This is a genomic window from Marinitoga sp. 1137 (assembly GCF_001941525.1).
Taxonomy (GTDB): domain Bacteria; phylum Thermotogota; class Thermotogae; order Petrotogales; family Petrotogaceae; genus Marinitoga; species Marinitoga piezophila.
Genome location: NZ_CP009471.1, coordinates 551667 through 569842, shown reverse-complemented (window position 1 = coordinate 569842; position 18176 = coordinate 551667). Strand labels below are relative to the sequence as shown.

Genomic DNA, 18176 nt, shown 5'->3' with positions numbered 1-18176 from the left:
AATTTATGAGGTTGAAAGGAGAGATTTTCTTTGAGTAAAAAAATGAAAAGTATTATCACAGTCGTTCTAATTATTTCCTCTTTTGTTTTGTTATTAGCTAACACAAAAACTGATACAAGAGATATAGAAAAAATATATCTTGAAAAATTTCAGAATCCTATATATAGTCTTTTATATTATATTGAACATATGTACTATGAAAGAGATAAAGTTGATTATGATAAAGTTTTAGATTCAACATTAAAAGGGTTAGTTGATGGTTTAAATGATCCTTTTGCATGGTATCTTGATGCTCAGCAGGTTAAAGAAAGTGATATTGAAGAATCTGGTGAATATGGCGGCCTTGGGATATTGGTAAGTTATGATTCAAAATTAGAGGCAATCAGAATAGTCAGTCCAATGGTTGGAACACCTGCATATGAAGCAGGATTACAGGCTGATGATTTAATTATAAGTGTTGATGGATCACCAGTTTCTGAAATTGGATATATGGGTGCAATTAACAAGATGCGCGGAACACCAGGAACAACAGTTGAAATAGAAGTGTTTAGAGAAGGTTGGGAAGAAGCTAAAAAAATAACGCTTGTTAGGGCAAAGATTGAAACTATTACAGCAAAATATAAAGTTTTTGAAGATAATGGATTTAAGATAGGATATATAAAATTAACCAATTTTGGTGAAAAAAGTGCGTCTGAAATGAGAAAGGCATTAAAGGCTATTGAAAGGGAGCATGTAGATGGAATAATTTTTGATTTGAGAAATAATCCAGGTGGATATTTAAATGTTGCAATAGATATAGCAAGTATGTTTATTAAAGATAAAACAATAGTTACAGTGCGTTATTTTGATGGTTCTGAAGAAGTGGTTAAGCCAAAAACATTTGAGCATTTTGATTTTCTTGATAAATTACCAATAGTATTATTGGTAAATAAATCCTCAGCATCAGCCTCTGAAATTATGACAGGTGCTTTGAAAGATAATAAAATTGCTACAGTAATTGGAACCACAACATATGGTAAAGCCGCTGTTCAAAGACCAATTCCTCTTGAAAATGGTGGAGAAGTTTGGTTGCCAATAGGACATTATTTCACACCAAATGGAAATGATATACATTTAAAAGGTATTGAGCCAGACATTAAAATTGAAAATCCCAAAAAAGAACTTAAGAATGTTGAAAAATTAGAAGCTAAAAATACAACTACATATGAAGCTGTTATTGATCCAGAAAATGATGTACAACTTAAAAAAGCCATAGAAGTTTTAATAATGGGGGGAAAATAAATTGAGAATATATGGAATGGTAATAGTTTTTTCTATTACCATTCTTTTGTTGAGCTCTATTGTATATTTTCTTTTTGCAAATATTGACGTTGAAAATGTTGTTAGAGAACCAATGCCAGTATATACAATAAATACTTTTCATCAGGGAATAAAAGATTCCCTTGTTAATATTACTATTAATTCCAAAAATTTATCTACTATGTTATTTATTATTGAGGATCTTGGTGTGTTTATAGGGAAAATTAAAATAGATTATCTTAATAATCATATTACTATAGCAGTTATTAATGATGAAATGTTTCAGGAATTAAAGACATCTTTAAAATCCTTTGATTCAAACATAAAAGAAATTCAAAAAAATGTTTTTTATTATGGCTTAAAACTAAAAAAAAGTATTGTTTATTCAAAGAATTTTACTTTATTAAATTATCCCACAATAGCCATTATTGATTTAAATAATCTAACAAATGAAGAATTGACATTTTTAAAATTAAAATATTATGTTATGGATAAAAAAAGTTATAAATCTTATTCATTTAAAACCAAAGTTCTTGAAGCTTTGAAGAATGAAAATGGGGTTATTATAGATAAAGAAATACTTGATTATCCGGGAATTAAACCATTACTTGATGTTTTTGAAAATCTGGGTTTTTCTGTGGTCTATGATATGAAAGTTTATACCGGAGGTTTACACTGATGCTTGAAAATATTTTTAAAATTATTTTTACTCCTCATAGAATAAAAAATGTGAAATATGAAAATATATTTGTGGGAATAATTACATTTATTTTTTTATCGTATTTTCTTTTAATACGTAATTTTTCATATTATATATCATTAAAAAAAATCTTTTTCCTGTTTTTGTTTTTATTTGTAAATAATGCAATAAGAGCATTTCTTTATCCTATTGAAGAATTTAGAAAAATTTTTCCTTATTATATATTAACCTCTGCTGTATTTTTAATGATGGGATTTTTTTCGTTTTATAATAATTTTTATTATTATCCATTTATATGGTATGAAATATTAAAAGGAGTTAAGGACATTAATGAAAAACGATTTTATGCATTGATAGTAGGAATTGTGATTGATATTTTACTATATTATATAATCTGGAGTTGAAAGGTATGCAGAAAAAGTATTTGAAACTATCAAAATTTTTGACAGATCACTACAAGATTATATTATTATTATTTTTAATATTTTCAGTTCTTTCTATTTTAAATTTAAAGAATTTGAAAATAAATTCTGATTTATTGACAATACTTCCGGAAGATGATCCTATAGTTCTTTCTTTAAAAGAGGAAGAGAAAACCAAGAGCAATTCCTCAGTATTGATAACAGCATTTTTTATTGATGAAAATACAGATTATAAAAAAGTTGCGTTGGACTATTATAATAATTTGAAAGAACTTCCGGATTTTAATGGGTTGGCAAAGACAGATCTTTCACTTTTGCTTTCATATGGTTTTTTAAATGTTTCAAATTCAAAATTAATAGATGATCTTGTGAAAAACCTTGAAAGTACGTTTGATTCGTTTTCGAAATTAAATCCATATGATTTTAAATCATTTGAATATATAAATACTACACTTTCGCTTCTAAATCAGGTTGATACAAATTTTAAAGCATCAAATGAGAATGATCCTTTATTAGGTTATTATACTTTGTCTCCTGATAAAAAGGTTATGGTTATGGGATTAACCTTTTTAAAACCAACTTCAGATCTTAACTTTGTTAAATCGATAATTCCCAGGGTAAAAAAGATATCTCAGAATATTTCTCAAAAATATAATATAAGATCTGGTTTAACAGGTTCTTATATATATGATTATGAAGCGAACGAAACTGTAAATTTTGATTTTTCAATTACAACATATCTTTCAATGTTTTTGATAATTTTAATTTTTTATATTACTTTTGCCAATTTACCTTCTACAATAATTGTTTTTATTTCTTTAATTTTATCGACAGGAATTTCTTTAGGTATTTCTACATTAATATTTAAAGAATTAAATATTATTACATCATTTGTTGCGGCTATTACATTAGGTCTGGGTATTGATTATGGAATCCACATTACAAGCCGTCTTATTTCTGAATATAAAGAGAGAAAAAATTATATTGAAGCATTGTCTATAACTTATGAAACTGTATTAATTCCTTTGTTTTATGGCGTGGCAACTACAATTCTTGTTTTTCTTTCTTTAATTTTAATGAATTTGCCGGGATTTACCCAGATGGCGATCATAAGTAGCATAGGACTTATTGTGTTTTTTATAAATATGATTTTTATTGTACCTGTTTTATTTTATCCATTTAGAAATATGATTTTAAAATCATATAAGGAAAATAAAATAAATTTATGGTTTCAGAAACTTGGAGTTTATATACCTAAAAAAAGAAGGTTTATTCTTACGCTTTTGCCATCAGTAATAATTTTCTTTTCAATATTTGGAATAATTAATTTCTCAAATTTTTCATATACACCACCAGGATTGGCTCCGACTAATTCAGAAAGTATAAGGGTTTTCAATGAACTTGCAGAACATTTTGGTGCATCATTGTTTAATGATTTAAAGTTTATTGTTAAAATAGATGAAGATTCTGACAAAATTATTAAGGAGTTAAAAAAATCGCCTTATATTGAGAAAGTGGAAAGTTATCTTGATGTTTTAAAAAAGCAAATTGGAGATTTTAACAAATTAAAATTAAAGACACAGGAAATTTCAAAATTGGTAAATGATCCATTTTCTGTTTCTGTATTGAAAAAATACAATATATATTCTGATACCCTTAAAATTATAGATCTTGCATCAAAATCAAAAAATCAAAAGGATTTTATTCTTGGAATTACATCACTTATACCAGAAGAGTTAAAGCGAAGTATTATGATAACAAAAAATAATCAGGAATATTTTATTATCTATGTTACACCTAAAATTTCCCTTGCAAGAGATAACGGATTAAAATATTTTTTTGATTCAGTTGGAAAGTATCGAGAGAGGTTTTTAGGAGAAAGAAAAGCTTTATATTATATAATGAAATTAATAGAAAAAAAGTTCCCGTATGTTATAGTTGTATCAATTATTTTAATAGGAATATTGACATATATGTCCAGAAAATCACTTAATGAAACCTTTATTGCAATATTTGGATTGTTATTCTCGATTTTAGCTACATTTGGTATTATTTACTTTTATAATATTAAGGCAACCTTCTTAACAGTAATTTCATTTCCATTAATATTTGGTATAGGTGTAGATGGTTACATACATCTTTTCCATGCAATAGATGAAGACAAAGTGCATTATTGGCACACTTTAAAAGCTACAACTCTTTCGTTCTTAACAACCATGTCTTCATTTATAACATTTCAATTATCTCGTGGTGAACTGCTAAAACAGTTTAGTTTAACTATGGTTTTAGGCGTTTTTATTGTGTGGCTTATGACAGTTATTTATATTCCAGCTTTAAAAATAAAGAGATAATTTTAATTTACATTACTGATTTTTTTGTTACTTAGAAAATTCACAATTAATATAAAGGTATTGAAAAGTAACATTTGATTTTGTATACTATAGATGTAAAAAGAAAATCCCCCTATCCCCCCCTGAAATAGATGGATAGACATTTAGCGGATCCGTTGGATCCGTTTTTTTTTATTTGTGATATAATAAATGTGTATTATATTTTTTGGAGGAAAAAATATGAAAAATTTCAAAATATTTTTTTATTCAATTTTTTTATTAATTGTCATTACGTTATTTTCATTTTCTATATATATAAAAAATGAGTTGAATATTTTTGTAGCAGATCAACATCAAACAGCGATAAAAAATGAATTTTTAAAGCTTAACAATAAAATAGAAAGTGGAATATCTTCTTATTTAAAAAATAAGAATTTTACATTTAAAATTCTTGATATTATTATCTGGGATGAAAATAAACATATTGTGTATAATGATTTTTATATAAACTCTATAAATGAAATCAATAAAAAACTTTTTATAATAAAATCTCTTATTATTAAAAATAAAAAGTATTTTTATGCATATAGAGTTTCAGATTTAATAGATTTTTTAAATGCATTTACACCTCTTCCAATAATAGCAGTTAAAAAAGGAATATATATAAATAAAAGTGGTGAAATTAATGAGACCTTTTTTGACAGTGATTTAATAAAAATCTTAACCTTTAATAATATTGATTTCTATTTTCTAAAAAAAGTGCAATTTCTTGATATATTTGAACCACATATAATATTGATTTATGTGCTGTTGCTTTTCTTTGAGTTATTAATGCTATATTTTCTTATTAAATATACAAAAGAATATACTACTATTGATTTAAAATTTTTAAATGAAAACTTTGATAAATTAGAGGAAGTAGAACCAAAATTAGATGAAGCATTAAAATTAAAAAATAAAATAATAAAAACTCAAACTGAATTGAAAAATAGTTTGGAAGGAATAGAAGAGTTAAGAGAACAAATGGAGACATTATATGTATCATACAAAAGTTTTATTAATGATTTTTCCCATATGATTAATAATCCACTCCAGAATATTTTAGATTATATATTTTTAAATGGCGGTGATGAAAAAAGTATAAAAATAATTAACAATAACATTATAGAAATTAGAAATATTGTTCGAAAATTTCAGGATATTTCAAAATTTGTATATCTTGAGAACGATAATACATTATTTATCTTTTTTAAATTAAATGGATTGCATAATGAACTAATATATTCAATATCGCCAATTTTAAATAATAAAAACATAAAAATTATTTCAGAAATAAAAACTGAAAAGGAATATGTTTTTTCAAATAAAAATGCAATTTTTAGAATAATGTATGAATTGCTTTCGATGTTACTTCAAAATTCAGATAATTGTGATATTACTATTGAATATATAATGCTAAAAAATAATTTAGAGATAAAAATAACTACAACAGATACATTATTAAATGATTTCTTGTTGCTGTTTAATAATAAAAATATAACTAAGATAATAAATTTCGAAGTTTATGGAGTATTGATAATAAAGGAATATTTAAAAATATTGCGAGCTACATATTATATAAATCAAACTTCTGAAAATACATCTATATTATTTAGGATACCGATTAATTATAAAGAATTTTTTGATAAATTTGATTTTGAAAATTTAAAATCAAGGTATATTGAATATCTTGTTGAGAAGAAATACACAGTTTTGCAGGCTGAAGAATTAATAAATGAAATATTGGAATTATACATAGAAATATTAAAAGAAACGAATATTAATAATTCAAAAGAAGTAGGGAGATTAAAAGATTATCTAAATAATTATGAATTTACTGAATTGTACAATTGGTTGAATTATATAGAACAAAATCCAGAAGATAAAGATGTTTTATTTTTTAAAAAAATATTATTAGAAAAACTTTCTTAAAAAATAAAAGAGGCTTGAATCATCGATTCAAGCCTCTTTTAACATTAAAATTTTTCTTTTATTTTATCTGGATCTTCACCAATTTCTTCCCAAATTTTTTCTAATTCTTCGTCAGACATTTTTGCAAGTTTTTGAAGTTTTTCAGGCACTCCCTGTCTTTTTCCAGGTAAACATCCATCAGCTTTTACATCGCCATTTACAAATCCTTTTGCAAAACCAGGACATCCAGGATATCCACAAGCACCACAGTTAATACCGGGTAATAAATTTTCTGCGAATATTACTCTAAGATCTTCTTTAACTTCAAATTTCTTTTCAGCAAAAGCAAGAAATGTTCCTGCTAAAAACCCCAATATAGCAAGCAAGATTACTGCATTTATGATTATAGACATTATAACTCCTCCCTTATATTTTTATGAGACCGGAGAATCCCATAAATGCCATTGATAACAATCCAGCTGTAATTAATGCAATTGCTGTTCCTTTAAATGGTTCAGGAATATCATAATAATCCAATCTTTCTCTCATAGCAGCAAAAATTATTAATGCCATACCAAAACCAAATCCTGCACCTAAAGCATTTATAATTGTTTCAACAAGTGTATATCCATTCATTACATTAATTAATGCAAGACCTAAGATAGCACAGTTTGTTGTAATCAAAGGAAGGTAAATACCCAATGCTTCATAAAGATTTGGAGATACCTTTTTTATGTAAAATTCTATAAATTGAACTAATGTGGCAATAACAAGTATAAATACAATTGTTGTTAAGAATTCAAGGCCAAGTTTTACAAGCAATAAATTCAAGAACCATGTTATAGTACTTGCAACAACCATAACGAAAATAACAGCCATTGACATACCTGAAGCTGAACTAATTTTTTTAGAAACTCCAAGGAACGGACATATACCAAGGAATTTAGATAATACAAAATTATTTACTAAAATTGCTGATAAAAATATAAAGAAAAGCTTCATTTCTTATCACCAGCCTTTGCCTTTTTTCTGTTATTAATTGCAATAGCATTAAACATTGCAAGTAACATACCTAAAACTAAGAAGGCTCCTGGTGGTAATATCATAACATATAACTTCATAGCATCTCCCCAAATTGGGAAACCGAAAATAGTTCCATTACCGAGTAATTCTCTTACTGAACCAAGTAATACTAACGCTCCTGTAAAACCTAACCCCATACCTAAAGCATCGTATATAGAATCGAGGATAGAGTTTTTTGAAGCAAATGATTCAGCTCTACCGAGGATTATACAGTTAACAACAATAAGAGGAATAAATAAACCTAAAGTTTTCCATAAATCATATGTATAGCCATGCATTAATAAGTCAACCATAGTAACAAATGATGCGATAACTACAATATAAATAGGAATTCTTATGTTTTTAGGTACCCATTTTTTAATTATAGAAATAACAATATTTGATAATGTTAAAACTGATAATGTAGCAAGTCCCATACCTAAAGCATTTTCTGCATTTGTTGTAGTTGCAAGTGTTGGACACATGCCCAAAACCTGAACAAATACAGGGTTTTGCTGTACTAAACCAGCTTTAAAATTTTTAATATCAGCCATTATTGAATCACCCCTTTAGATTTGAGGTACTCAAATCCAGCATTTATTGAATCTGCTACTGCTCTTGGTGTAATAGTAGCACCTGTCATAATATCACTTGTTTGAACAATACCTTTTTCTTTTCCTTCTTTCATTTGTTCTGGTGTAGAAAGAATTACTCCAGCATCTTTATTAACCTTTACACCGTTTAATAATCCTTCATAACTTATAGGATAAAATCTCTTTTTTACCTTATCTAAAGCTATATTGGCACCTAAGCCAGGAGTTTCCTGTGAGTATGAAATTACTTCAAGATTATTGAAATATAATTCTTTACCTTCTTTTACAAAAGAAATTACAGAGATAACTTCACCACCGAATCCTATACCTGAAACTGTTAATACATATATATCTTTACCATCTTTATTGGTATATTTATATACAGGTGAATAAACCTTTGTACTTTTTCCTTCGTATAATATGCCTGTATCTGATGAATCCCATTCTGCACTTTGTAATTGTTGTAAAGAAGTTGGGATTTTATCTTCAGAAAGCAATAATCCACCGTTTCTTGAATCAATTAAAACCTTTTTTATAGCTTTTAATTTTGCATTTAATTCTGCATTGTCAATTGCAGGTTTTGTAGATACATAAACTGTTGCAACAATAAATCCAGAAATAACTATAAATAACATTAATATAAAACCTGTTTTCATATATTCCTTCATTTTTTACCACCTCTTGTTGTGCCAAAAATACGTGGCTTAGCATATATATCAATAAGAGGAACTAGAGCATTCATGATTAATATTGAGAATGAAACTCCTTCTGGATAAGCTCCAAAAAGTCTAATAACCATTGTAATAATACCTAAACCTATACCAAATATAATATGTCCTTTTGGTGTCATAGGACTTGTTACCATATCTGTAGCCATAAATAATGCACCTAACATTATACCTCCACTTAAAATGTGGAATAATGGACTTGCGTATTTTGTTGGATCAATTAAATAGAATATACCAGAAATTACGAATACAGTTGTTATATATGAAACAGGAATCAAAATCTTTATTCTCTTTTTATATACAAGATATGCGAATCCTAATAATAATGCTGCTGCACTAACTTCACCAATTGAACCAGGAATTGTACCAATAAATAATGTTTTTAAATTTATTGTATAGTCTGCCCAGTTGTTTAATGAGTCTAAACCTTTTTCTTTTAATATAGCAAGTGGTGTTGCTGTTGTAATAGTGTCATATTTGTAATAAAATGGTCTATACCATGTGGTCATTGCAACAGGGAAAGAAATAAGCATAAACACCCTTCCAACTAATGCAGGGTTAAAGATATTTCTTCCAAGACCTCCATATACATGTTTTCCTAAAACAATAGAAACAAATACACCTATTAATATTTGCCACCAGGTTACTGCTAAACTTAAATTCATTGCCAATAATAAACCTGTGACTGATGCACTAAAATCAGGTTTAAAGTCTTTTTTCTTTCTTAAAACTCTCATTATATAAAATTCAAGAGCTTCTGCTGCAACCATTGAGAATAACATAATCCATACAGCCCTGAATCCAAATACCCAAGCTGATACGAGGAATGATGGGATGAGGGCTATTAATACATCAATCATTACCTTTCTTACACTATCATCTGTCCTTAGATGTGGACCAGCTGCCATATTTAACTTCATTTTTTGGCCCTCCCTTTTAAAGCTCTTGCAACTTTTTTACCTGTTTTAAATGTTTTTACAAGATCAATATTTGCAGGACATCCATATGAACAAGAACCACATTCTATACAATCCATAAGACCATATTCCATAGCTTTATCATATTCTCTCTTATCAATTTGCATTTTAAGCAAATAAGGTAAGAGATTAATTGGACATGCCTGAACACACTTTGAACATCTTATACATGGATATGTTTCTCTATTTGGAACTACATCTTTGGTCATTACAGTTAATGCATTGTTTCCTTTAAATGTTGGTAATTCAATGTTAGGAAGTGGGATTCCCATCATTGGACCACCATATAATATTCTATCGATTTTATCTTCTTCAACAAGACCTACATGATCCAATAAGTCTTTTGCTAATGTACCTATTCTATATATGAAATTACCTGGTTTTTTAACGCCTTCTCCTGTTAATGTAATTCCTCTTTCAACAAGCGGTTTTCCTTTTTCAACAGCTTCGTAAATAGCATATGCTGTTGAAACGTTAAAAACAACAGCTCCAACATCAAGAGGTAATCCCCCTGAAGGAACTTCTCTATTGGTTATTGCATAAATTAATTGTTTTTCAGCACCCTGTGGATATTTGGTTTGAAGAACTTTAATCTCAATAGGTTCACCTGAAGCAGCTTTTTTCATTTCTTCAATTGCATCAGGTTTGTTGCTTTCAATTCCAACATATGCTTTATCAACGCCAATAGCTTTCATAATAATTTTTATACCTTTGATGATGTCTTTTGATCTTTCGAGCATCATTCTGTGGTCTATTGTTATATATGGCTCACACTCTGCAGCGTTGATAATTAAAAACTCTGCTTTTTTCCCTTCTGGAATTGACATTTTTACATGTGAAGGGAACATAGCTCCACCAAGCCCAACAATACCAGCTTCTTTTACAATCTCAACAATTTCCTGAGGTGATTTCTTTGTGTAATCACCGTGGTTTGGAATTAATTCCCATTCATCTTCTCCAGTTCTTTGAATAACGATAACGTCATTCTTTGTACCAGTAGCAGCGTTTGTCATTTTTGTAATTTCCACTACTTCACCGGTAACAGGAGAATGAATGTTTGCTGAAATAAATCCGTTAGCTTCACCAATCTTCTGACCTGTTTTAACCTTCTGACCAACCTCAACAATAATCTTAGCAGGTGCTCCAATATGATTTGTAGTATAAACATATACCTTTTCTGGTAAAGGTAATACCTTAATTGGAACATGTTCTGCTAATTCTTTTTTTTCTGGTGGATGAACCCCACCTTTAAAGGTTAAAAATCCCATCGCCAGCCTCCTTTCAGAACTTCCTACTTTCTGGAATATTATATAATACCTTATTTGGCTTTTCGTTATAATATGGTCGTGTACAATAACTACATCCACTGGTTTTTATTGCTTCTTCTACATCAAAATCTATGTGAGGTAATCTTACTAATTTTTGATTTTCATCAAATACAAAATCTTCTATTGAAACATCGTTTTTTTCTATTATTTCACGAGCATATTGTATAATTCTATATCTTTCAATAGAAGGAGGCTCAAGATTTTCCAATTTAGTGCCTTTTATTGGAGTGAATGAAAATAAAGAAACCAGTACATTTATTTTTTTCATTTCTAGCATTAGTTCAACTAAATCTTTATCACTTTCACCAAGACCAACAATTATATGTGTTGTAATCTTATTAGGATATTTCTTTGATGCATCTGTCAACATACCAAAGAGGAAGTCAAAACTTCCTCCTCTAATTTCAGAATACAAATCTTTATTAGCAACATCAATGGAAATACCCAGATTATCTATTCCATATGAAAATATTTCATCTATTTCGTCAAAATCTTTTGGCCTTAATGAAACTGCTTTTAATACATTAAAATCTTTAATTTTCTCCAAAAAACTTTTTAATTCTTCAAAATATCCAATAGAATTTACTACTTGAATACATAATCTTTTAAATGGATTAAGTTCTTCTAATTTGTTTAAAAATATTTCAACATCATATTCTGGCCATTTTATTCTTGATAAATAATCAACATCTGATTTTGCATCTTTTGCCTGAGCACAAAAACTACAATTATATTGACATTTTTCACCAAGCATTAAATATGCAGTAGGCATTTCAAAGTTGATTTTTCCTTTTTTTAATCCCAAAATTGCAGCTGTTGCATAGGATAATTTTATTTTCATTTTATTCCTCCTGAATTTTTATCCCCTCCACCCCATTGTCGAAAATTAATTTTATTAATGTAGCCTCTTTTGAAGAATATATTATAAGTGTTTTATAATCGCCATTTGAAAACATTTTTTCTGTTTCATTTATTTTTTTTAATCCATTTTCAAATTCTTTATTCCTATATACAGCATTTCTATATATATAATTTACCATATATAAATTAAATACAATACCTATAATTATTAAAGAAATTATTAAGAATAAAGAGTAAATTTTCACTAAAAGACCCCCATCCAGATTCCAAGGAGCAACGCTCCTACAATTAATCCTAATGAAAGTCCTAATATTATAAGAATATCAGATGTTCTAACCTTATTTTCTGGTAAATTTGCTTCTTTTTTTAAACCTGCAATTGAATCTTTTATAACATCGCCTATTATTTTATCTTCTGGTGGATTAAAATATTCTTCTCTTTTTTTATGCATTTCTTCAATTTTTTTTGCATCGACCATCATTTTTAGATTTTTTGATATTACAGCTTTTCCAATAAGCCCACTTCCCAGATCGACCTTAATGAAGAAATAGTCTGTTTCAGGAATCAATTCTTTAGCTACAAGCTGAGATTCAATAGGCATTATATTTTTTCCGCTATCATCAAATTTATCTGGATAAAGTTCCTTTAATTTGTTTACATTTGCAGGATCTATTGGATCAATAACCAATGAATAAATAGGGTCTCCAACATCGAGATTGTTAATGGTTAATCCGGTTAATGGATCAGATAAAGGTAAAACTTCAGGTGAGTTTTGAACATCAATTCTATTTAAATATGATTTTTCTTTATCAGTAAAACTTCTATTTTGTGTCATTAACCATACTAAATCCTGATATGTAAGTTTTTCAGCAACAACTTTTATGTTTACTTCTCCTTCCCATTCTTCCAGGATTTCAGAAAGTATAGCTTTTACAATAATAATGTCTGAATCTCGCACTCCTAAAAACATTTTAGCATTGATAATTTCAGGACCATATTTTTTTATTGTTGATTGAACAAAAGCTAAAAATTGCTTATTTAAGTCAAGAACTGTTGAATCCTTGATAGCATTGTAATAAAGTTCTTCAATTTTAGATTTATACTCAATATATGAGAGATTAATATCCGGTATTTCAAACTTCGGAAGTTTGGATTTTGGTATTGATAACATTTTATATTCAGGGGCACCCTTTTGTTTACCAAACATATACCCAACTATTACTTCGGCTGTTAACGATGATGTTGCAAAGAACTTAACTGCATAAAAATCCATAATTTCCCCTCCTAAAGAATATACCCTCCTGAAGGAATATTGTTTTCAATTTCCTTCACACCATTTCCAATTAAAACATTTTTCCCAATTTCAATTCCTGAAGGGATTTTTACATCGAACCCTATTAAAGTTATTTCAGAATTATAAACTTTTGAATTATAAGAGTTTTCTGCATATTCACCTATACCTATTTTAGAATTTTCACCTATTTCAGCTCTTTCACATATTATAGCTTTTTCAATATAAGCACCTTTTTTTATTACACAGCTGTTCATTATAACAGAATCTTTTACCACAGCACCCTCTTCGATTATTACACCCTGGAAAATTACAGAATTTTCAACAGAGCCATACACTTCACTTCCTTCACTTACAAGTGAACCAATTAAATGGGCTTTTTCTGAAATATATGCTGGGGGTAATTCTTCAGATTGTGTATATATTTTCCAGTTAATTTCATGTAGATTTAATAATGGCATAGGTCCTAATAATTCAAGATTAGATTCCCAGTATGATTGAAGAGTTCCAACATCTCTCCAATAGCCTTCATAATTAAAAGCATATAATTCATTTTTGTTTTCAAGCATTTTTGGTATTATATTTTTACCAAAATCATGATCTGAATTTACGTCTTCAGCATCTTCTATTAATAATTTTCTTAAAATTTCCCACGAAAATACGTATATTCCTAGAGAAGCAAGGTTTCCTTTAGGTTCTGCTGGTTTTTCCTGGAATTCAACAATTTTTCCAAAAGAATTTGTAACCATTATCCCAAATCTATGTGCTTCTGAAATAGGTACTTCCATACAGGCAATTGTTATATCAGCACCTTTTTCAATGTGGTAATCAATCATTTCATTGTAATCCATTTTATATATGTGATCACCTGAAAGAATTACTACAAAATCAGGGTTATGGCTATCAATATATTCTATATTCTGGTATATGGCATCTGCTGTTCCTCGATACCACGATTGATCGGTATTGCTTACGTAAGGTGGAAGTATAGTTAATCCTCCGGTTTTTATATCAAGATCCCATGGACGACCTATTCCAAGGTGTTTATTTAAAATATGGGGTCTATATTGAGTTAAAACTCCTACATTATGTATTCCAGAATTTACACAATTACTTAAAGCAAAATCTATAATTCTATATTTTCCTCCATATGGAACTGCTGGCTTTGCAAGGTATTCGGTAATAGCGCCAAGTCTTGTCCCCTGACCGCCAGCAAGTATTAAAGCAACAACATTCATCTTTCTCCCCCCAATACTATATAATAGTACCTTTCTCAATTACTTTAATGCCATTTTCACCAATAATTTCCCTGCCTTCACGTATTTCACAGTCTTTATCAATAATGGCATTTCTTATAACGCTTCCTTCAGAAATTATTGTGTCCTGTAATATAATGGAATTTTCCACTACCGCACCTGCTTTTATTCGAACACCTCGTGAAATAATGGAATTTTTAACCATTCCATTTATTATTGTTCCATCGGCAATAAATGAATTTTTAACGCTGGCATTAATGTTAATTTTAGGTGGCGCATAATCTTTTAATTTGGTATATATTTTATTTTGATAGAATAATTCCTGTCGTATTTCCTTTTTCAATATATCCATATTTGTATTATAATAAGTTTCTATGGATTTTTTTATATTTGACCAGTATCCTTTGAAATCATAGGCATATACTCTTAATTTTTTTAGATTCGGAATTATAATATCTTTTACAAGGTCTTTACCGCCATTAGGAATACTGGTGTAAAGTAATTCTATTAAAAGTGCTTTATTTATAAAATAAACTCCAAGTGAAATTCTTTTTGATTTTATTTCTTCAGGTTTTTCGTAGAATTCTGTAATTCTTCCATCATTTTCTGTAATTACCTGGCCATATTGAGACAATTCCTTTTCATTATCAATTTCTTTTGTTAATATGGATATATCAGCAGCATTTGAAAGATGAAATCTATATAATTCTGAAAAGTCAAAATTATATATATGATCACCAGAACCAATTAAAACGAAATCTTCGTCACCACGCCTTAATAACGTCATATTCTGAAATATGGCATCAGCAGTACCTTTATAAACAGGGATTTCGTCTTTTTTTCTAAAAAAAGGTTGTAAAATAAATAAACCGCCTGTTTTTCTGTCGAGATCCCATTCTTTACCGCTTCCGAGATGATCCATTAAACTTCGTGGATAATATTGTGTCAGCACACCAACTTTTTTAATTTTTGAATTTACAAAATTACTAATTGTAAAATCTATAGCTCTATACTTTCCAAATACCGGAACTGCTGCACTGGCTCTTTTCATTGTTAATTGTTCAATACCGCTTTTTGATGAACCTGCCAGAATTAAACCGAGAACTTTCATTCTATCATTCCCCCTCAAATAAGTCGAAAAATTCCCTTTCAAGATGTTTTAATTTTTCAATATCCTTGTCTTTGATATCTGGATATAAATATGAATAATCCAGGCCAATTAATTTTATAACAGACATTAAAAGATTTTTTTTGAATATTGGATATTGAAATAATAATTTTAAATTTTTAAGCATTTTTTTGTACGCATAACCATAACTTATACCTGTTATTCCAAATTCTTTTTTTAATACATCATTGAATTTTCTGTCAATAATTTCTATATTTTCAATCTGTAGAATTTTCCACCATTTTTGTTCAATAAAATGCATTCCATATATTTTTAAAGATAATAATTCGTCAAAATTATATTCAAAATGCGTATGAGAAATTGGTTCTGAATAATATGAATTAATGATACCATGTAATTTTTCATCAAGTTCCATATGCAATATGAAACCTTTATAAAAATCATTCGGGAACCCTTTCATTATTTCTTTAAATTCATTAGATGATATTTTATGCAATATATCTCCAATTTCTTTATATTTTTTTTCATTTGCGTAAAAGAATACATCTGGCCCTTGAGCTCCAAGGTATAGTTCCGTGTTCCAATTATTGTGTTTTTTCATTGCGTATATAATATGTGCAAGCATACTTGGCATAAATTCACCTCAAAATTCTTATCCACATACATTTCAAATATAAGCTTTCAGGTATTTGAAGTATCCATGGATGATCGTTAGATTGAGTAATGATATCTATTGCATTTAATCTAATTCCTTCAAATTCAACACTTCTTCTTAAAGATTCTACCAACAAATCTATATCTGCCTGATAGGCGCAGCTACATACGCTTAATATGCCATTATCTTCGAGTTTTAGAATACCGGATCGAGATATTCGTTTGAATATTTGAACGCCTTTATGCCTTTCAGTTTTCTTTTTTATTAAAGATGGTGGGTCTAACATCATAAGATTAAATTTATAATCTGTATTTTCAAGATATTTTTCTACATCTCCATATATTGCTTCGATTTTATCTTCTACACCATTCAATTTTGCATTTTCCTTTAATAATTCAATAGCGTATTCATCTTTATCAACAGCAACAACGCGTTTTGCGCCAAAAACAGCCATGTTTAATGCAAAACCACCTGTATATGAATATCCGTCAAATCCTGTAGCATCTTTTGAATATTGTCTTATATATATTCTATTTTTTCTTTGATCGAAGAAAAAACCAGTTTTTTGGCCATTTTTTATATCGACAATATATTTTATACCTTCTTCTTCAATAGTAAATCTATCTGGTGGATTTTCTCCATATAAAAGACCCACATTTCTTTCAAGATTTTCTTTTGAAGATGTTTCAAAATCACTTCTTTCATATATTCCTTTAATTTCATTTCCAAATAAGTCAATCAATGCATCTATAATTTCATTTTTGAAATTTTCTACACCTTTATTTCTAAACTGAATTACAAGAAATTTTTCATATTTATCTATTATTATTCCAGGAATTCCATCAGCTTCTGCATGGAAAAAACGATATGAATCTCCATATCCTTTTCTTATTAATAATGCGGTTTTGAATTTATTTAAGAAGAAATTTTTATCTATATTTTCATCTTTTAAGGTTAAGATTTTTACAGCAATATTTGAGCTATTTGAAAAAAATCCTTTTCCTATATATTCAAAATCTTTTGAAAAAACATTGCACAATTCACCGTCTTTTTTTTCACCGGTGATTTCGGAAATTTCATCTTTAAAAATCCATAAATATCCATTTTTAATCTTTTTTTCTTTTCCTTTTTTTAAAGTCACTACTATCATAAATCGCCCTGCACATCCAATCTATAGTTTAAAATTTCCTCTTCACTGAAGAAGATTTTCATTTCTCTTTCTGCTTTTTCTGGTGAGTCTGAAGCATGAACAATATTTTTTGTAACACTCATTCCAAATTCTCCTCTTATACTTCCTGGAGAAGCTTTTAATGGATCTGTTGCACCTATTATGTGTCTTACCATTTCTATAACTCTTGGTCCTTCTACTACCATAACAACAGAAGGACCAGATAATACAAAATCAATTAACTCATTATAAAAAGGTTTATCTTTGTGTTCTTCATATAGTTTTTCAGCCTGTTCTCTTGTAAACTGTATCATTTTTAAGGCAATAATCTTTATTCCTCTTCTTTCCAATCTACTGATAACTTCTCCTGTTAATCCTCTTCTTATAGTGTTGGGTTTCAAAAAAATAAATTCTCTTTCTACCATAC

The 18176-nt window shown here is 28.3% G+C and carries 19 protein-coding genes; 5 read left to right on the top strand and 14 right to left on the bottom strand.

Annotated features, from left to right (window positions below; genetic code table 11):
- Positions 1-30: 30 nt before the first annotated feature.
- From LN42_RS02905 to LN42_RS02885, 5 genes are all read left to right on the top strand, one after another.
- A complete protein-coding gene (locus tag LN42_RS02905) occupies positions 31-1281 on the top strand; it encodes a S41 family peptidase (RefSeq protein ID WP_014296036.1) in 1251 nt (416 codons plus the stop codon).
- 1 nt (position 1282) lies between these two features.
- Positions 1283-1978 (top strand): hypothetical protein, encoded by a 696-nt coding sequence (locus LN42_RS02900; RefSeq protein ID WP_014296035.1) that lies wholly within the window; start codon positions 1283-1285, stop codon positions 1976-1978.
- Positions 1978-2403 (top strand): hypothetical protein, encoded by a 426-nt coding sequence (locus tag LN42_RS02895; RefSeq protein WP_014296034.1) that lies wholly within the window; start codon positions 1978-1980, stop codon positions 2401-2403. The genes LN42_RS02900 and LN42_RS02895 overlap by 1 nt, the downstream gene beginning before the upstream one ends.
- Before the next feature lie 5 nt (positions 2404-2408).
- The gene (locus LN42_RS02890; protein WP_014296033.1) at positions 2409-4772 is read left to right on the top strand and encodes an RND family transporter; all 2364 of its coding nucleotides are present in this window, start codon (positions 2409-2411) and stop codon (positions 4770-4772) included.
- Between the two features lie 219 nt (positions 4773-4991).
- Positions 4992-6722: a HAMP domain-containing histidine kinase gene (locus LN42_RS02885; RefSeq protein WP_075780317.1), complete on the top strand. Its 1731-nt coding sequence runs from the start codon at positions 4992-4994 to the stop codon at positions 6720-6722.
- 44 nt (positions 6723-6766) lie between these two features.
- On the opposite strand, the gene LN42_RS02880 is transcribed toward LN42_RS02885, so the two are convergent.
- Genes LN42_RS02880 through ndk form a run of 14 tightly spaced genes read right to left on the bottom strand, consistent with a single transcriptional unit; the run spans position 6767 to position 18174 of the window.
- Positions 6767-7114, bottom strand: coding sequence for a (Fe-S)-binding protein (locus LN42_RS02880; protein WP_014296031.1), 348 nt, complete (start codon positions 7112-7114; stop codon positions 6767-6769).
- Between the two features lie 13 nt (positions 7115-7127).
- Positions 7128-7703, bottom strand: a complete 576-nt coding sequence (gene rsxA, locus LN42_RS02875) for an electron transport complex subunit RsxA (protein WP_014296030.1) — start codon at positions 7701-7703, stop codon at positions 7128-7130.
- Positions 7700-8317 (bottom strand): electron transport complex subunit RsxE, encoded by a 618-nt coding sequence (gene rsxE, locus LN42_RS02870; protein WP_014296029.1) that lies wholly within the window; start codon positions 8315-8317, stop codon positions 7700-7702. Before rsxE ends, rsxA begins: the two co-directional genes overlap by 4 nt.
- The gene (locus LN42_RS02865; RefSeq protein ID WP_075780316.1) at positions 8317-9024 is read right to left on the bottom strand and encodes an RnfABCDGE type electron transport complex subunit G; all 708 of its coding nucleotides are present in this window, start codon (positions 9022-9024) and stop codon (positions 8317-8319) included. Before LN42_RS02865 ends, rsxE begins: the two co-directional genes overlap by 1 nt.
- Positions 9021-10004, bottom strand: coding sequence for an RnfABCDGE type electron transport complex subunit D (locus LN42_RS02860; protein WP_075780315.1), 984 nt, complete (start codon positions 10002-10004; stop codon positions 9021-9023). The genes LN42_RS02865 and LN42_RS02860 overlap by 4 nt, the downstream gene beginning before the upstream one ends.
- A complete protein-coding gene (rsxC, locus tag LN42_RS02855; protein ID WP_014296026.1) occupies positions 10001-11329 on the bottom strand; it encodes an electron transport complex subunit RsxC in 1329 nt (442 codons plus the stop codon). Before rsxC ends, LN42_RS02860 begins: the two co-directional genes overlap by 4 nt.
- Before the next feature lie 13 nt (positions 11330-11342).
- The gene (locus LN42_RS02850) at positions 11343-12230 is read right to left on the bottom strand and encodes a radical SAM protein (protein ID WP_075780314.1); all 888 of its coding nucleotides are present in this window, start codon (positions 12228-12230) and stop codon (positions 11343-11345) included.
- Between the two features lies 1 nt (position 12231).
- Positions 12232-12495 carry a hypothetical protein gene (locus LN42_RS02845; RefSeq protein ID WP_014296024.1) on the bottom strand — a complete coding sequence of 88 codons (264 nt, stop codon included), beginning with the start codon at positions 12493-12495 and terminating at the stop codon, positions 12232-12234.
- Positions 12495-13523 carry a DUF4899 domain-containing protein gene (locus LN42_RS02840; protein WP_014296023.1) on the bottom strand — a complete coding sequence of 343 codons (1029 nt, stop codon included), beginning with the start codon at positions 13521-13523 and terminating at the stop codon, positions 12495-12497. Before LN42_RS02840 ends, LN42_RS02845 begins: the two co-directional genes overlap by 1 nt.
- Positions 13524-13534: 11 nt before the next feature.
- Positions 13535-14779 (bottom strand): glucose-1-phosphate adenylyltransferase, encoded by a 1245-nt coding sequence (locus LN42_RS02835; protein WP_014296022.1) that lies wholly within the window; start codon positions 14777-14779, stop codon positions 13535-13537.
- Positions 14780-14795: 16 nt separating this feature from the next.
- Complete coding sequence (glgD, locus tag LN42_RS02830) at positions 14796-15908, bottom strand: glucose-1-phosphate adenylyltransferase subunit GlgD (protein ID WP_075780313.1); 1113 nt, start codon at positions 15906-15908, stop codon at positions 14796-14798.
- Between the two features lie 4 nt (positions 15909-15912).
- On the bottom strand, positions 15913-16560 hold the full coding sequence (locus LN42_RS02825; RefSeq protein ID WP_075780312.1) for a hypothetical protein: 648 nt from the start codon (positions 16558-16560) through the stop codon (positions 15913-15915).
- A gap of 4 nt (positions 16561-16564) precedes the next feature.
- Positions 16565-17731 carry a class I SAM-dependent rRNA methyltransferase gene (locus LN42_RS02820; protein WP_014296019.1) on the bottom strand — a complete coding sequence of 389 codons (1167 nt, stop codon included), beginning with the start codon at positions 17729-17731 and terminating at the stop codon, positions 16565-16567.
- Positions 17728-18174 carry a nucleoside-diphosphate kinase gene (gene ndk, locus LN42_RS02815; protein WP_014296018.1) on the bottom strand — a complete coding sequence of 149 codons (447 nt, stop codon included), beginning with the start codon at positions 18172-18174 and terminating at the stop codon, positions 17728-17730. The genes LN42_RS02820 and ndk overlap by 4 nt, the downstream gene beginning before the upstream one ends.
- Positions 18175-18176 lie beyond the last annotated feature (2 nt).

Bases quoted from the DNA above. Each gene is read 5' to 3' on its own strand.
- LN42_RS02895 (WP_014296034.1), top strand. From the start codon at position 1,978: ATGCTTGAAAATATTTTTAAAATTATTTTTACTCCTCATAGAATAAAA.
- LN42_RS02890 (WP_014296033.1), top strand. From the start codon at position 2,409: ATGCAGAAAAAGTATTTGAAACTATCAAAATTTTTGACAGATCACTAC.
- LN42_RS02885 (WP_075780317.1), top strand. From the start codon at position 4,992: ATGAAAAATTTCAAAATATTTTTTTATTCAATTTTTTTATTAATTGTC.
- LN42_RS02880 (WP_014296031.1), bottom strand. From the start codon at position 7,114: ATGTCTATAATCATAAATGCAGTAATCTTGCTTGCTATATTGGGGTTT.
- rsxA (WP_014296030.1), bottom strand. From the start codon at position 7,703: ATGAAGCTTTTCTTTATATTTTTATCAGCAATTTTAGTAAATAATTTT.
- rsxE (WP_014296029.1), bottom strand. From the start codon at position 8,317: ATGGCTGATATTAAAAATTTTAAAGCTGGTTTAGTACAGCAAAACCCT.
- LN42_RS02865 (WP_075780316.1), bottom strand. From the start codon at position 9,024: ATGAAGGAATATATGAAAACAGGTTTTATATTAATGTTATTTATAGTT.
- LN42_RS02860 (WP_075780315.1), bottom strand. From the start codon at position 10,004: ATGAAGTTAAATATGGCAGCTGGTCCACATCTAAGGACAGATGATAGT.
- rsxC (WP_014296026.1), bottom strand. From the start codon at position 11,329: ATGGGATTTTTAACCTTTAAAGGTGGGGTTCATCCACCAGAAAAAAAA.
- LN42_RS02850 (WP_075780314.1), bottom strand. From the start codon at position 12,230: ATGAAAATAAAATTATCCTATGCAACAGCTGCAATTTTGGGATTAAAA.
- LN42_RS02840 (WP_014296023.1), bottom strand. From the start codon at position 13,523: ATGGATTTTTATGCAGTTAAGTTCTTTGCAACATCATCGTTAACAGCC.
- LN42_RS02835 (WP_014296022.1), bottom strand. From the start codon at position 14,779: ATGAATGTTGTTGCTTTAATACTTGCTGGCGGTCAGGGGACAAGACTT.
- glgD (WP_075780313.1), bottom strand. From the start codon at position 15,908: ATGAAAGTTCTCGGTTTAATTCTGGCAGGTTCATCAAAAAGCGGTATT.
- LN42_RS02825 (WP_075780312.1), bottom strand. From the start codon at position 16,560: ATGCCAAGTATGCTTGCACATATTATATACGCAATGAAAAAACACAAT.
- LN42_RS02820 (WP_014296019.1), bottom strand. From the start codon at position 17,731: ATGATAGTAGTGACTTTAAAAAAAGGAAAAGAAAAAAAGATTAAAAAT.
- ndk (WP_014296018.1), bottom strand. From the start codon at position 18,174: ATGGTAGAAAGAGAATTTATTTTTTTGAAACCCAACACTATAAGAAGA.